Origin of the sequence: Pseudomonas sp. stari2, from assembly GCF_040760005.1 — a bacterium.
Taxonomy (GTDB): domain Bacteria; phylum Pseudomonadota; class Gammaproteobacteria; order Pseudomonadales; family Pseudomonadaceae; genus Aquipseudomonas.
In genome coordinates this window covers 5,133,904-5,148,675 of record NZ_CP099760.1, presented here as the reverse complement: position 1 = coordinate 5,148,675, position 14,772 = coordinate 5,133,904, and the positions used below count along the sequence as shown (strand labels likewise).

14 protein-coding genes are annotated in these 14,772 nt (G+C 61.5%); 7 read left to right on the top strand and 7 right to left on the bottom strand.

Features of this window, described 5'->3' with window-relative positions; genetic code table 11:
• Nucleotides 1-57: 57 nt before the first annotated feature.
• The 4 genes from NH234_RS23585 (at nt 58) to NH234_RS23570 (ending at nt 4,056) form a co-directional block, all read left to right on the top strand.
• On the top strand, nt 58-1,161 hold the full coding sequence (locus tag NH234_RS23585; RefSeq protein WP_085730221.1) for an ABC transporter substrate-binding protein: 1,104 nt from the start codon (nt 58-60) through the stop codon (nt 1,159-1,161).
• A 71-nt stretch (nt 1,162-1,232) separates the two neighbouring features.
• A complete protein-coding gene (locus NH234_RS23580) occupies nt 1,233-2,141 on the top strand; it encodes an ABC transporter permease (RefSeq protein WP_085730222.1) in 909 nt (302 codons plus the stop codon).
• Complete coding sequence (locus tag NH234_RS23575) at nt 2,138-2,986, top strand: ABC transporter permease (RefSeq protein WP_367254437.1); 849 nt, start codon at nt 2,138-2,140, stop codon at nt 2,984-2,986. The genes NH234_RS23580 and NH234_RS23575 overlap by 4 nt, the downstream gene beginning before the upstream one ends.
• A gap of 14 nt (nt 2,987-3,000) precedes the next feature.
• Nucleotides 3,001-4,056: an ABC transporter ATP-binding protein gene (locus NH234_RS23570; protein ID WP_085709574.1), complete on the top strand. Its 1,056-nt coding sequence runs from the start codon at nt 3,001-3,003 to the stop codon at nt 4,054-4,056.
• Here the strand turns inward: NH234_RS23570 and NH234_RS23565 are convergent, their stop codons facing one another.
• Nucleotides 4,057-4,986 (bottom strand): AraC family transcriptional regulator, encoded by a 930-nt coding sequence (locus NH234_RS23565; protein WP_085730223.1) that lies wholly within the window; start codon nt 4,984-4,986, stop codon nt 4,057-4,059.
• Between the two features lie 335 nt (nt 4,987-5,321).
• On the opposite strand from NH234_RS23565, the gene NH234_RS23560 reads away from it, so the two are divergent.
• Both NH234_RS23560 and NH234_RS23555 read left to right on the top strand, forming a co-directional pair.
• Nucleotides 5,322-5,675, top strand: coding sequence for a putative quinol monooxygenase (locus tag NH234_RS23560; protein ID WP_085730224.1), 354 nt, complete (start codon nt 5,322-5,324; stop codon nt 5,673-5,675).
• A gap of 43 nt (nt 5,676-5,718) precedes the next feature.
• Complete coding sequence (locus NH234_RS23555; protein WP_065258578.1) at nt 5,719-5,961, top strand: hypothetical protein; 243 nt, start codon at nt 5,719-5,721, stop codon at nt 5,959-5,961.
• A 6-nt stretch (nt 5,962-5,967) separates the two neighbouring features.
• Here NH234_RS23555 and NH234_RS23550 read toward each other — a convergent pair whose 3' ends face one another.
• Nucleotides 5,968-6,597, bottom strand: coding sequence for a flavin reductase family protein (locus tag NH234_RS23550; protein ID WP_085730225.1), 630 nt, complete (start codon nt 6,595-6,597; stop codon nt 5,968-5,970).
• Nucleotides 6,598-6,725: 128 nt separating this feature from the next.
• A complete protein-coding gene (locus tag NH234_RS23545; protein WP_085730226.1) occupies nt 6,726-7,043 on the bottom strand; it encodes a hypothetical protein in 318 nt (105 codons plus the stop codon).
• 347 nt (nt 7,044-7,390) lie between these two features.
• On the opposite strand from NH234_RS23545, the gene NH234_RS23540 reads away from it, so the two are divergent.
• Entirely contained in the window at nt 7,391-8,149 is a 759-nt protein-coding gene (locus NH234_RS23540; RefSeq protein WP_085730227.1) for a hypothetical protein, read from the top strand.
• A 64-nt stretch (nt 8,150-8,213) separates the two neighbouring features.
• On the opposite strand, the gene NH234_RS23535 is transcribed toward NH234_RS23540, so the two are convergent.
• The 4 genes from NH234_RS23535 to NH234_RS23520 all read right to left on the bottom strand — a co-directional run bounded on the left by NH234_RS23535 (nt 8,214) and on the right by NH234_RS23520 (nt 14,555).
• Nucleotides 8,214-9,533: an MFS transporter gene (locus NH234_RS23535; protein ID WP_085730228.1), complete on the bottom strand. Its 1,320-nt coding sequence runs from the start codon at nt 9,531-9,533 to the stop codon at nt 8,214-8,216.
• A gap of 165 nt (nt 9,534-9,698) precedes the next feature.
• Nucleotides 9,699-11,027: a sigma-54 dependent transcriptional regulator gene (locus NH234_RS23530; protein WP_085730229.1), complete on the bottom strand. Its 1,329-nt coding sequence runs from the start codon at nt 11,025-11,027 to the stop codon at nt 9,699-9,701.
• A complete protein-coding gene (locus tag NH234_RS23525; RefSeq protein ID WP_367254436.1) occupies nt 11,027-12,787 on the bottom strand; it encodes an ATP-binding protein in 1,761 nt (586 codons plus the stop codon). The genes NH234_RS23530 and NH234_RS23525 overlap by 1 nt, the downstream gene beginning before the upstream one ends.
• 244 nt (nt 12,788-13,031) lie before the next feature.
• Nucleotides 13,032-14,555: a fumarate hydratase gene (locus NH234_RS23520; protein ID WP_367254435.1), complete on the bottom strand. Its 1,524-nt coding sequence runs from the start codon at nt 14,553-14,555 to the stop codon at nt 13,032-13,034.
• Nucleotides 14,556-14,772 lie beyond the last annotated feature (217 nt).

Genomic DNA, 14,772 nt, shown 5'->3' with positions numbered 1-14,772 from the left:
AGGCAGATGCAAGGGTTGCGATCAATCTCATACTTAGAAAAATAATGGGAGTCCTAAATGGGCGAGCACGATCTGAACAGGCGTCAATTCATCAAAACCGTCGGCGTGGCCTCGGTGGCTGCGGCGGCCATGAGCATGCCCTTCATCCGGGCCAGTGCCAGCGACACCCGCTTTGCCGGCAAGACCCTGCGCCTGCTGACCTGGTCCGATGACACGGGCCTCGCCGCACTGCGCAACATCGCTGCAACGTTCGAGGCCAAGACCGGCGCCAAAGTGATTGCCGACCGTACCGGCAGCACTTCGGAAATGGTCGCCAAACTAAAGGCCGGCGGTGACCGTCCGCAGTACGACATCATCACCCTGGCCGGGGTCGGCGCCGAAGGTCTGGCCGCTGCCGGACTGCTGGAAAAGCCCGATCTCAACCGCATTCCCAACCTGATCGACGTCCCGGAAAAATACCGCACCGGGGCCAACGGTCACGGCATCGGTTACCTGCTGTGGTGCAACAGTCTGGTCTACAGCACTCGCACCCAGAAGGAAGCGCCGGACAGTTACGCCGCGCTGTGGGACGCCGATCTGGCACCGAACATTTTCCTGCCGCCGCCGAACTGGACCGAGGCCATGGACCTGATCATCATCGCCGCCAAACTGGCCGGTGGTGACGAGCACAACATCGAACCGGGCTTCAAGAAACTCGCCGAGCTCAAGGAGCGTGTGGTGACCCTGGGCGAAAACCCCAACCAGATTGCCGAGCTGTTCCGCACCGGTTCTCTGGACATGGGCGGCCTCTACGCCCCGGCGTTTTTCCCCAAGCAGATCCGCGATCCGAACTACGGCCTCGGCGCCACGTTCGGCATGAAGGAAGGTTTCTACACCGACCTGATGCTCTCGGTGATGCCGAAGAACCGTCCGGGCGACACCGACCTGGCCTACGCCTTCATCGACCACTCCCTCGACCCGCTGGTACAGGGCAAGATGGCCGAAGACATCTTCAACGGCCCGGTCAACGCCAAGGCGATCATCTCCGCCGAAGCGCGCAAGAGCCCGTTCATCCTCACGCCGGAGCAGATTGCGGAGAAGGCGATCATGCACGACAACGCCTTCCTGGCGACTGTGCATGACCAGTGGATTCGTCGCTACACGGAAATCTTTTCTTCCTGACGCCGACCTTCCGGGGCACCGCATGATCGGGGTGCCCGGGAGATTCGTTTTCCATTGACGAGATCATTGCTATGGAACATCAATCCCTGACCCAACCGGTCGGCGCGGGTGACGTGCGCCCGGCGCGCGGTATTTCGCCGACGGCGCGGGCGTGGTTTTTCCTCACGCCGTCGATGCTGTTTCTCGGCGTGCTGATTGCCGCCAGCCTGCTGGTGCTGCGCATGAGCGTCGGCACCAAAGGCGCGGAGTGGTCCGGTTTCAGCCTGGCCAGTTACGCGCAGTTGCTCGAACCCTACTACCTCAAATCGTTGCTGCTGACCTTGCGTCTGGCGCTGATCAGCGCGGTGATCGCCGTGGTGCTGGCGATCCCGGTGGCCTACACCATGTCGCGCCTGACCTCGCCGTTCGTGCGGCGGATTTTTCTGGCGGCGGTACTGTTGCCGCTGCTGGTCAACCTGCTGCTGCAAAGCTATGGCTGGCTGGTGATCCTCGGCCCCGGCGGCATGCTCAACCAGACCCTGATGGGCCTCGGTCTGATCAAGCGTCCGATCATGTTGCTGTACAACCAGAACGGCGTGTTGATGGGGTTGGTGCAGACCGCGTTTCCGTTGGCCGTGCTGCCGATTGCCAGCGCCATGCGCGGTGTCGCCCGCAGCTACGAAGAAGCTGCTGCCACCCTTGGCGCCAGTCGTTTTCAAGTGTTTCGTCAGGTGGTATTGCCGATGAGTCTGCCGGGGATCATCACTGGCGCGACCCTGGTGTTCGCCTACAACGCCAGCAGCTTTGTGGTGCCTCTTCTGCTGGGTGGCCGTCGCGTGCCGATGCTCGCGGTGATGGTGCATGACCAGATCGCCCCGCTGATGAACTGGCCTGCCGCGTCCGCCGCCGGGGTGGTGCTGATCGTCACCACGCTCGCCATCATGACCTTGTCCGAATACATCACCGGCCGCCGTCGCCGTCTGCTGGAGGCTTCGCAATGAGTGCCCTGATCAAGAAGCGCCAGTCACTGTTGCCGGGCGATACCGGCAAGTTTGCCGGCACCCTTTCCGGGATCATTTTGTTCCTGGCGGTGTTGCCGATCCTGACCATGATCGTGATGTCGTTCAGTGGCGCGTCGAACCTCGACTTCCCGCCGAGCAGTTACAGCCTGCAGTGGTACAAGGCGGCGTGGCACACGTTTGTGTCGCCGGACGCCAGTGATGTGCTGAGCCTCGGTCAAGCCATGGGCACCAGTTTGCTGGTGTCGTGCCTGACGATGATTTTCGCCACGCTGATCGCGGTGCCGGCGGCTTACGCGCTGACCCGTTGCGAATTCCGTGGCAAGGGCGTGGCACTGCAACTGATGTCGCTGCCGCTGGTGTTCCCGATGGTGGTGCTGGGGCTGGCCTTGCTGCTGGTGTTCGACAGCCTGCCGTTCCACATGACTACGTCGCGTCTGGTGATTGCCCACGTGATTCTGGCGCTGCCGTTCGTGGTGAAGAACTGCACGGCGGCCATGCTTTCCATCGGCAGCGAAGTCGAAGAGGCCGCGCAGATGCTCGGCGCTTCGCCACTGCGCGCCATCGTCGATGTGGTGGTGCCGTTGATGAAATCGGGGATTCTGGCGGGGATGCTGCTGGCGTTCATCGTCTCCTTCAACGAATTCACCGTGACCTATTTCCTCTACACCATCGACGTCATGACCGTGCCGATCTGGATGTACAGCCGCACCGTGTCATCGCTCGACCCTACCGTGTTCTCGTTTGCCGTGCTGATCGTGCTGATCGACTTCGTCCTGATCTGGGCGCTGGAGAAGCTGGTGGGCGAGGGCGGCGTTTCCTTCTGATTTTGAGGTGAGTTATGTCTGGTCTGATTCTGGAAAACGTCGAGAAACACTACGGCTCGGCCTGCGCGGTAAAAGACGTCAACCTGCATTTGCCCGAGGGCAAACTGGTGTGCTTCCTCGGTCCGTCGGGCTGCGGCAAGACCACCTTGCTGCGAATGATCGCCGGGCTGGAAACCCTCACCGGCGGCGAGATCCGCCTGGACGGCGAAGACATCGGCCACACCCCGGCGCACCTGCGCAACTTCGGTATGGTGTTCCAGTCGCTGGCATTGTTTCCGCACATGACCGTGGGCGAGAACATCGCCTATCCGCTGAAACTGCGCGGCGTGAGCAAGGCGGATCAACAGGCGCGGGTGGTGGAATTGCTGGAGCTGATCCAGCTGCAACCGATGATCGATCGTCCGGTGGCGAAACTCTCCGGCGGTCAGCGTCAGCGGGTGGCGATTGCCCGGGCGATCGCTTCGCACCCGAAAATCCTTCTGCTCGATGAACCACTGTCGGCGCTGGATGCCAAGTTGCGCGAGTCGATGCAGGTGGAAATCCGCCAGCTACAACAACGCCTGAACATCACCACCATCATGGTCACCCACGATCAACGCGAGGCCATGACCATGGCTGACATCGTGGTGGTGCTGGGCGAGCATCGGGTGCAACAAGTGGGCACGCCCATTGAAATCTACCGCCATCCGGCCAACGAATTCGTCGCGGACTTCATCGGCTCCGGCAACATCTTCCCGGCCACAGCGTTGGGCGACGGCAAGGTCGTGCTGCCGGGCGGCGATGCCCTGCAAGTGCCGATCTGCAGCAGCATCGTGGTCGGGCAGAAAGTGAAGATGTTGATTCGCCCCGAGGACCTGCAACTGTCGGCACCCCAGGCCACGGCGGGCAATCGCCTGCTGGGCAAGGTGACGTTCGTGCGCGACATCGGCGCAACCATCGAGACTACGGTGGAATGTTCCGGGGTGACCTTCACGGCGCTGAGCACGCCGTGTCAGGGCATCGGGCTGGGGATCGGGCATCCGGTGTCGGTGACGTTGCCGAGTGAGGCGTGTCGGGTACTCGGCGCCTGATCAGACACTCAGCCGAAGGCGCGCCAGATCCCTTAGCGGCGGCGCGCCGAACAACCGGCTGTACTCGCGGCTGAATTGCGACGGGCTTTCATAACCCACGCGATATCCGGCCGCCGATGCCTCCAGCCCTTCAGCCAGCATCAGGCGCCGCGCCTCCTGCAGGCGCAGCTGCTTCTGATACTGCAACGGACTCATCGCCGTCATCGCCTTGAAACGGTGATGCAGGGTCGAGACGCTGAGGTTCACTTCCTTCGCCAGATCATCGATGCGCAACGGCTGTTCGAAGTTGCCGTTGAGCCATTTGATCGCCTGGCTGATGCGGTGGCTCTGGCTGTTGGCGATGGCGATTTCGTACAGCCGATGGCCCTGCGGGCTGCGCAACAGGCGATAGAGAATCTCCCGGCGAATCAGTGGCGCGAGCATGGCGATGTCTTTCGGCGTGTCGAGCAGTCGGGCCAGGCGCAGCACTGCATCGAGCATCGCGCTGTCGATCCTTTCCACATACAGACCGCGCCCGGTCGGCCGGGTCGGTACGCCCATGGGGCCGGCGTCGGCAATCAGCGCGGTGATTTCTGCCGGATCGATGTCCAGGCGCACGGCGAGGATCGGTTCCAGAGGCGAGACATTCACCACCCGACCGCTCAACGGCATCGAGACCGAGACCACCAGATAATTCAGCGGATCGTAATTGAAGTATTCGTCTGCCAGCCGCACCTCCTTGCGACCCTGCGCCATGATGCACAGCGCCGGTTGTGCGAGCACCGGGGCGAAATCGTGGGATTTTGTGTGGCGCGACATGAACAGCGATCCGACGGCGGTGGCATAACTGCCATCTTCGGAGGTGTTGCGGCGAATGATCGCCGCCAGTTCCTCGCGCTGCTTTTCCATGTCGGCATCGGGCGGCGCCTGAAAACGATCGAATGACGTCATGCACAGCCTCCTCGGCAAGGGATGGAATGGGAGCAGAGCATAAGTTTGTGCAAGCGCAAGCGGTAGACACATCCTGCGAAATGCTTGCCTGATCCTGCATGGCGTTGCTGGTCTGCCCAGACATGACAGGGCGCATCCCGGCAAACTTGCTCGAAACCGGTGTGACAGGACGGTGACAGCCATTCATGAGTTGTTACAGGCCTGGAAGACAGTCTCGCAGGATTGTGCAACGCGACGGCAGGAATCGACTAACGGCGAATGCTGCACGGCCCTTAACCTTGGATCCTGTCGCAGCCCGTCCCCGGCTGCCACGCGACTCCCTGGGAGGGTTGAACATGTCCAAGCAGATTCCCGTCAGTCATATGGCCTTCGTTCGAGCGCGCGCCGGCCGCTCGGCGGAACTCGGCATGCGCCTGAGCGCGCTGATCGAGCCGTCCCGCGCCGCCGCTGGTTGCCTGAGCTTTTCCTTGCAGCATTCGCAGTGTGATCCGGAGTTGTGGCTGGTTTCCGGATTCTGGAATAACCAGCAATCGATGACCGCTTACTTCAGCAGCCCGTCGATGGAAGTCTTTGCAGAGTTGGTGCAGGACCTGGTGGTCAACAGCCTGGATTTTCACACGTTTAAAGACGTGTCGGCAGTGCAGGCGCTGGGTCAAAGTTGCGCGCCGATACACAAACTCGCCGGTTGAGGGTTTAATGGCCGGCCTATCTGACTGAGCCAGGACCTGCGATATGGCACGTAAAGAGTTCGAACACTTCGAAGCGGTTTCCGCTGTAGTCCCCGTCGAGTTGGGCAGCAACAAGGGTTATTTCGCGGCAATCGCGGTCAAGGCCCTGGTCGACGGTGGTGCGCCACGCTTTCACAAACTGTTGAATGACCAGGTATTCCCTGGCGCCATTGCCGCCGATGAAGCGGCCATCAACGAGCTGGACAAGCTCAAGGGCGTCACTGATGACGCCGAGCTGATCTGGTAACCGCGTTTACTTGACGGCGCCCGGGCGCCACATCTTGAACAACGCCTCCGGCCCCAGCTGGAAGTAGTCCGCCGGCCCGCCGCCGCGCAGAATCGGTTCTGCGGCGGCGGTGTCGTAGATCCCGTCCTTCAACAGCCATTTGGCAATGTGTACGGCGACCACTTCGCCGAGCACCAGCCAGCTCGGCACCGTCTCGCCGTCGGCGCGCTGCAACTGAATGATCTGCGTGACCTTGCACTCGAAGGACACCGGGCTTTCGGCCACACGCGGTACGGCAATCACCTTCGACGCCACCGGCGTCAGACCCGCCAGTTCGAACTCGTTGACTTCGGGCGCAACGGCTGCGCAGCTCTGGTTCATCTGCTCGGCCAGCGGCCGGGTCGCGAGGTTCCAGACGAACTCGCCGGTCTGCTCGATGTTGTTCAGGCTGTCTTTGCGCCCGACGCTGGAGAACCCGATGATCGGCGGAATGTAGTTGAACGCGTTGAAAAAGCTGTAAGGCGCCAGATTCAACTTGCCCTGGGCATCCTGCGAAGAAATCCAGCCGATGGGGCGCGGACCGACGATGGCGTTGAACGGATCGTGGGGCAGGCCGTGGCCGTTGGCCGGTTCGTAGAAATGGATGTCATCGGGCATGGCGGGGTGTTCCTGAAGGCTTTTATAAGCGGCCAATAGTGCAAGTCCGGTCCGCGAAGATCAAATGCCGACCTTTAGAAATGAACAAGCCCGGCAATGGCCGGGCTTTGGTGTCTGCATTCTGCCGATCAGCTGATAGCTGCAGCAGTGCCGGTTTTATCGAAACCGTCGGCCGCGATGGCAGCGGCGGTGCCGGTCTTGTCGAAGCCGTCGGCAGCGATGGCTGCAGCGGTGCCAGTCTTGTCGAAGCCATCGGCAGCAACCGCTTTGCCAACGTTGGTTTTGTCGAAACCATCGGCTGCGTAGGCGCCGGAGTGGCTGGTTTCGATGGCGGCGCTGGCGCCGGAGATGAAATCGGCGGATTTGGTTTTGTCCGAGCCATCGGCGGCGAAGGTGTTGGCGGCCAGTACGGACAGGGTCAGGGCGAGGATCAGTTTGGTTTTCATGGTCGTTCTCCAGATTCGAAATTCGTTGGCGGTGTGTCTTGCATGGGGTTCATGCTACGCCAACTAAATTGATTAAAAAGCGCAAAATAATGCTAAAAACAATCGATTAACTTGATATTAAGGGCGACGCATACAATTCGTCTCGTCTTGGGAGCGAGCGACGCGCAGTCAATCGATCAGGTAAGTGCAGGATGCGGCAGGGGCATTAACCGGTGATTAATCGCCGCTTTTGGCTTGTGTGACAGATTTTTCATACATTCCCGACCGGTTTTTCACCCTCGCAACGCCAGTCTGCCGGCGGCCAGAAAACCAAGAGCCGGCCGTCACACACTGGAGCTTTACCTGCAATGAACAAACTGCCTCAAATCACCCTGGCCTTCTGGGTCATGAAAATCTGCGCGACGACCCTGGGGGAAACCGCGGGGGATTTGCTGTCGATGACCCTCAACGTCGGCTACGCCATGAGCTCGCTGATCCTGATCAGCGTGTTCGTCCTGACGCTGGTCACGCAACTGATGTCCAAGACCTACAAGCCGCTGCTGTACTGGATCGTGATCCTGTCGACCAGCACCGCCGGCACCACCATGTCCGACTTCATGGACCGCACGCTGGAGCTGGGTTACGCCACAGGTTCCATGATCCTGATCGCGATCCTGCTGGCGATCTTCGCGGCGTGGCGCCTGAGCGGCGATTCGCTCAACGTCACCAAGGTGCAGAGCTTTCGCGGCGAGATGTTCTACTGGATGGCGATCCTGTTCTCCAACACCCTGGGCACCGCGCTCGGCGATTACCTGGCGGACGACTCGGGCCTGGGTTTTGCCGGTGGCGCGCTGTTGATCGGCTCGGCGATTGCGGTAGTGGTACTGCTCAAGTACTTCACCAAGATTTCGTCGGTGGCGCTGTTCTGGGTGGCGTTCGTGCTGACCCGGCCGTTTGGCGCGACCTTGGGCGACTTGATGACCAAGTCTCATGAGAAGGGCGGTCTGGACTTCGGCACCATCGGTTCGTCGGCAGTGCTGGCGGGGATTCTGTTGGTGATGATCGTGGGCGCGTCTTATGCGCAGAAGCGCTTTGGCGGCAAACAGGGCGTTGCCGAGTTGTCCTGATCGGGCGATCGGGCTGAATGCAAACGCGCGAAGGTCTTGCACCTTCGCGCGTTTTTTTTTGCGATCAGTCAGTGACGATGCGCGAATGTTTCTGGGTGTCTTTCATGGTGATGTACACCAGCAGGGACACCGCGATGCACGCGGTCACGTACCAGTAGTAACCGGTTTCCATACCGATGCTCTTGAACCAGAGCGCGATGTATTCGGCGGTGCCGCCGAAGATCGACACGGTCAGTGCGTACGGCAGGCCGACGCCCAGAGCGCGGATTTCGGTCGGGAACAGCTCGGCCTTCACCACGGCGTTGATCGAGGTGTAGCCGCTGACGATGATCAGCGCCGCCATGATCAGGAAGAACGCGCCCCACCAGGTCTGGATGGTGTGCAGCGTCATCAGGATCGGCACGGTGAAGATCGTGCCCAGCACGCCGAAGGCGATCAGGATCGGACGACGGCCGATCTTGTCGGACAGGCCACCGATGATCGGTTGCAGGCACATGAACAGGAACAGCGTGGCCGCAGAAATGGTGGTGGAGTCGGAAATGCTCATGCCGACGGTGTTCACCAGGTATTTCTGCATGTAGGTGGTGTAGGTGTAGAACGCCAGTGTACCGCCCATGGTCAGGCCGACCACGGTGAGCAGTTCCTTCGGATGGCGCAGCAAGGTGCGCATGGCGCTTTCCTTGGACTTCTCTTTCTTGGTGAACGATTCGGTTTCTTCCATGCCGCGACGCAGGTACAGCGCGACGATTGCGCACAGCGCGCCGATGGCGAACGGAATACGCCAGCCCCATGCGTACAGTTGCTCGGTGGTGAGCATCTGTTGCAGCACGATCAACACGCCCAGCGCGATGAGCTGGCCGGAGATCAGGGTCACGTACTGGAAGCTGGAGAAGAAGCCGCGACGTTCCTTGGTTGCCATCTCCGACAGGTAAGTGGCGGAGGTGCCGTACTCGCCGCCGACCGACAGGCCCTGCAGCAGACGGGCAAACACCAGCAGGATCGGTGCGCCGATGCCGATGGTTTCGTAGTTCGGGCTGAGGGCGATCAGCAGGGAGCCGAAGCACATCAGGTACACCGAGGCCATCAGCGCCTTTTTACGTCCGACCTTGTCGGCGTACAGGCCCATCAGCCAGCCACCGATCGGGCGCATCAGAAAGCCCACGGCGAAGATCGCGGCGGTGTTCATCAGTTGGGCGGTGGTGGAACCGGCGGGGAAAAATGTCTTGGCGAAGTACAGCGAGAAGGCGGCGTAGACGTACCAGTCATACCACTCGACCATGTTGCCGACGGAACCGCTGAAGATCGACTTGATGCGACTGGCGGTGGTTCGTTCTTTAGTCGGCACGGCAGCCGACCCAAGAGGCAGGGCGTTGGAGTTATCCATTGAAGGATCCTTCGTTTAATTGTTTTTGTGGAGCGCGTTGAAACGCAGCCTGCGAGGGCTATAGCAGGAGCTGTGCCAACGGAGGGAGGGCCGGTTTAGAGGGGGTGGGGAGATGGGCTGAGCGGGATTTTGCCGATGAGCCGGAATGAATGAGCGGATTTCCGCTCATTCAGGTACGAACATTTCCCGGCTCAGTCCATGGCGCTGCATCTTTTCATTGAAGGTGCGACGAGGCAGTTGCAGTTCTTCCAGTACGGCTTTCACATCGCCCTTGTGCCGGGTCAGCGCGGCCCGCAGACACTGCGCCTCAAATGCCTCCTGCTGCGCCGCCAGCGACTGGCCGGGATCGATGCCCTGCACAGGCTCATCCAGCCCCAGCACCTGCCGCTCGGCAACGTTCGCCAGTTCCCGCACATTACCCGGCCAGTCATGACTCAGCAGATGGCTCAACTGCGCACCACTGAGCGGCGGAAAGGTCCGGCCCAGACGCTGGGCGGCGCTTTGAGCGAAGGATTCGAACAACAACGGAATATCTTCGCGACGATCACGCAGCGGCGGCAGGCGCAGTTCGGCGACGTTCAGGCGATACGCCAGGTCTTCACGAAAACGCCCGGCCCGGGCTTCATCCAGCAAGTCAGGTTTGGTGGCGGCGACGATCCGCAAGTCCACCCGAATGCTCTGGTTCGACCCCAGCCGCTCCAGCTTCTGCTCCTGCAACACCCGCAGCAGTTTCACTTGCTGGGCCAGCGGCATGCTTTCGATTTCATCGAGAAACAGGGTGCCGCCATCGGCGTATTCCAGCTTGCCGATGCGCTTGCCGGAGGCTCCGGTGAACGCGCCGCTTTCATGCCCGAACAACTCGGCTTCGAACAATTGCTCGGGGATCGCCGCGCAGTTCAGCGCCACGAACGGTTTGTCGGCGCGTGGGCCGAAGTCGTGCAGGCAACGGGCGACCAGTTCCTTGCCGCTGCCGGTCTCGCCACGGATCAGCACGTTGACCGGGAGCGTCGCCAGATCCAGCACCTGCCGGCGCAGGGTCTGCAAACCACGGGACACACCGAGCAACGTCGCCTCCAGTCTGGCGCGGTTGTCGGCCTGCTCGTGCAGGGCACGGTTTTCCAGCACCAGCCGACGCTTGTCCAGCGCCCGGCGCAGGCTGCCGAGCAGGGTCTCGGGGCTGAAGGGTTTTTCCAGAAAATCGTAGGCACCGTCGCGCATCGCTTCGACCGCCATCGGCACATCGCCGTGGCCAGTGAGCAGAATCACCGGCAAGTCGGGATCCCGGCGCTGTACTTCGGCCAACAACTCAAGACCGCTGAGCCCGGGCATGCGCACATCGCTGAGAATCACCCCGGCAAAATGCTTCGGCAGCGCCGCCAGGCATTCGTCGGCGCGGCTGAACAGCTGCACCTCGAACCCGGACAGGCTCAGCCATTGCTCGACGGCACTGCGAATACTGCTTTCGTCATCGACCACCATCACGCGATTGAGCATCAGAGGTGCGCCTCCTGATCGATTGGCAGGGTCAGGCTGAACACCGCGCCGTTGGCGCCGTTCTCGGCGCTCAGGCGCCCGCCGGATTCGTGGACGATGGCAAACGACACCGCCAGTCCCAGACCCAGCCCGTCACCCACAGGTTTAGTGGTGAAGAACGGATCGAACACCTGACCCAGATGTTCTTCGGCAATGCCGCCGCCGTTGTCGATGACGCTCAGGCGCCACAGTTGCTCGTCGGCTTCCAGACGGATTTCCAGACGCTTGCACGGTTTGCCCTGCATGGCATCGAGGGCGTTGCGCAGCAGGTTGATCAGCACTTGTTCGAGGCGGATCGCATCGCCACGTACCCAGGCCGGACGGGTCAGGTGCAACACGAGGCTGACCTGTTCGTCGCGCATCCTTGCGTCGAGCAATTGCAGGGCCTGATCGACCACCGTCGCCAGATCCAGCCGCTCGCGCAAGCCGCTGGGGCTCTTGCGGGCAAAGGTTTTCAAATGACCGGTGAGAGCCGCCATACGCGTGAGCATTTCATCCACCGGTTTGAGTGCCTTGTAGGCGTCGTCGACCCGGCCATGATCGAGCAGCAGGCGCAGGGTCGCTAGCTGCATGCGCTGGGCGGTCAACGGCTGATTGATTTCGTGGGCCAGGGCCGCCGACATCTGCCCCAGTGCCGCGAGTTTCGCCGACTGCACAAGTCCGTCCTGAGCGGTACGCAAGTCGCGGGTACGTTCCTCGACCAATTGCTCAAGCTCTTCGCGGCTACGCTGACGCATCTTCGCCAGACGCCAGCGCTGGTTGAGGAACAACAACAGGAATACCAGCGCCAGCCACACCCCGGCGGCGGCGAGTCCGGCATTGCGCTGGTCTTCGAAGGACAGTTGCGGGCGCCGCAGCAGGTGCAGGGTCCAGCCTTCGGCGGTCAGCGGCAGCGATTCCCACAGGTAATCCGCTGTGCCCTGCGGGCCTTCAACGCGGCGCAGATCACTGTTGTCATCGAAGCGACGCAGCGACAGATGAGTCAGCGGCACCAGCGACTGTTTGTCGTATTGGCGGGTAGCCTTGATCTCTTTGTAATCGGCCGGGCTCAGCGGGTGCAGGAGGCGATAGCGCCAGTCGGGCTGGTTGGCGATGAAGATGATGCCCCGGGCATCGCTGACCAGCAGGGTGTCGCTGCCCTGGCTCCATTCGCGTTCGAGTTCGGGGAATTCGAGCTTGACCACCATCGCCCCGAGGAACTCGCCGTTGTCGCCGAGCACCGCGCTGGACAAGAAGTAACCGGGAATTCCGCTGGTCACGCCGACCGCGTAGAAACGCCCGGTGCCCTGGGTGCGGGTCTGGCTGAAGTACGGGCGAAAGCCATAGTTGTGGCCGACGTAACTGCTGGGCAGACGCCAGTTGCTGGCCGCCACCGCGAGACCGGTGTGATCGAGCAATTCAAGGGTCGAGGATTGTGCCGCGCCGTTGATCTTTTCCAGTTTCAGGTTGAGCGCTGCCTGCTCTTCAAGGCTCACGGGACCGGCCAGCGCCGCACGCAGTTGCGGATCCAGCGCCAATACGGCGGGCAGGGCGCGGTAGCGGTCGATCAGGGTGTGCAGAGAATTGGCGTACAGCGCCAGTTGCTGGTTGGCTCTGGCGGCGTCTTCCACCAGCGCCTGGCGTTCGGCGTGGCGGATTGCAAGCGTCGCGGCGAGGGCGGCACCGGCGATGATCAGCAGGGTATACAACGACAGACGCAGGGTACGGGAAGTCGGCAGCATGCTGTGGCAAACGGATGGCAGGACGGGCGGGCACGATACCATGCAGATGTGTAGGCGGGGCTCCTGTTCATAGTCGCTATGAGCATGCGGTACTTTTTGCCGATATTGATCACTGAAGGCATCGACAATTGCGCACGAAAAAAAACGCTCTGCATGTAGATGTTTGGTTGTACGAGTCTCATATACCCAAAAAAAGGCCGGCTCTCCACCTGGATGAGCCGGCCGTTTTTATATTGCAAATAGCTTACTGCACTTCCACCGCTAGGCTCTCGCTGATCTTCTGTTGCCAGATCGCAGGACCAGTGATGTGCACCGATTCACCTTTGCTGTCCACCGCGACGGTGACCGGCATGTCCTTGACCTCGAACTCGTAGATCGCTTCCATGCCCAGTTCAGCGAACGCCAGGACCTTGGACTTCTTGATCGCTTGCGCCACCAGGTAAGCGGCACCGCCGACGGCCATCAGGTACACCGCCTTGTTGTCCTTGATCGCGTCGATAGCGGTCGGGCCGCGCTCGGACTTGCCGATCATGCCCAACAGGCCGGTCTGCTCGAGGATCTGACGGGTGAACTTGTCCATCCGCGTGGCGGTGGTCGGGCCAGCCGGGCCAACCACTTCGTCACCGACCGGATCAACCGGGCCGACGTAGTAGATGAAGCGACCTTTCAGATCAACCGGCAGGGTTTCGCCCTTGTTCAGCATCTCGACCATGCGCTTGTGCGCCGCGTCGCGACCGGTGAGCATCTTGCCGTTGAGCAGGACGGTTTCGCCCGGCTTCCAGCTCTGCACGTCTTCCGGGGTCAGGGTGTCGAGGTTGACGCGACGGGCCGACGGGCCGGCTTCCCAGACGATTTCCGGGTAGGCGTCCAGCGGTGGCGCCTCCAGCGAAGCAGGGCCGGAACCGTCGAGCACGAAGTGCGCGTGACGGGTGGCGGCGCAGTTCGGGATCATGCACACCGGCAAGGAGGCGGCGTGAGTCGGGTAATCCATGATCTTCACGTCGAGCACGGTGGTCAGGCCGCCGAGGCCCTGGGCGCCGATGCCCAGCTGGTTGACCTTCTCGAACAGCTCCAGACGTATTTCTTCGATGCGGTTCTGCGGGCCACGAGCCTTGAGCTCGTGAATGTCGATGGATTCCATCAACACTTCCTTGGCCATCACAGCGGCTTTCTCGGCGGTGCCGCCGATGCCGATGCCCAGCATGCCCGGTGGGCACCAGCCGGCGCCCATGGTCGGAACGGTCTTGAGCACCCAGTCGACGATCGAGTCGGACGGGTTGAGCATGGCCATTTTCGACTTGTTCTCGGAACCGCCGCCCTTGGCCGCCACGTCCACTTCCACGGTGTTACCCGGAACGATGGAGTAGTGGATGACCGCCGGGGTGTTGTCCTTGGTGTTTTTACGAGCGCCCGCCGGGTCGGCGAGGATCGAGGCACGCAGGACGTTTTCCGGAAGGTTGTAGGCGCGGCGCACGCCTTCGTTGATCATGTCGTCCAGGCTCATGGTCGCGCCATCCCAACGCACGTCCATGCCCACACGCACGAACACGGTCACGATGCCGGTGTCCTGGCAGATCGGCCGGTGGCCGGTGGCGCACATGCGCGAGTTGATCAGGATCTGCGCCATCGAGTCACGGGCCGCTGGCGATTCTTCGCGCAGGTAGGCTTCGTGCATCGCCTGGATGAAGTCCACGGGGTGGTAGTAGGAAATGAATTGCAGGGCGTCGGCAACGCTCTGAATCAGGTCGTCTTGCTTGATCACGGTCATGAGTCGCGCTCCTCTAAAAGACGGGAACATTCAATAAGGTGCCTGCGGCTTGGGTGCATCGGTCGGTCGCAGACACCTTTCAAGGCACGCCGGGGCTGCTGGCGCGACGCTAAAAAGGCGCGGCAGTATACCGCGCCTCCCTGGTGGTGACACGCGCCGGTAGTCATTCGTTGGTCGCATGGCGGGAGCCGGTCGGTGTGGTCTGCAATCGCTGCGT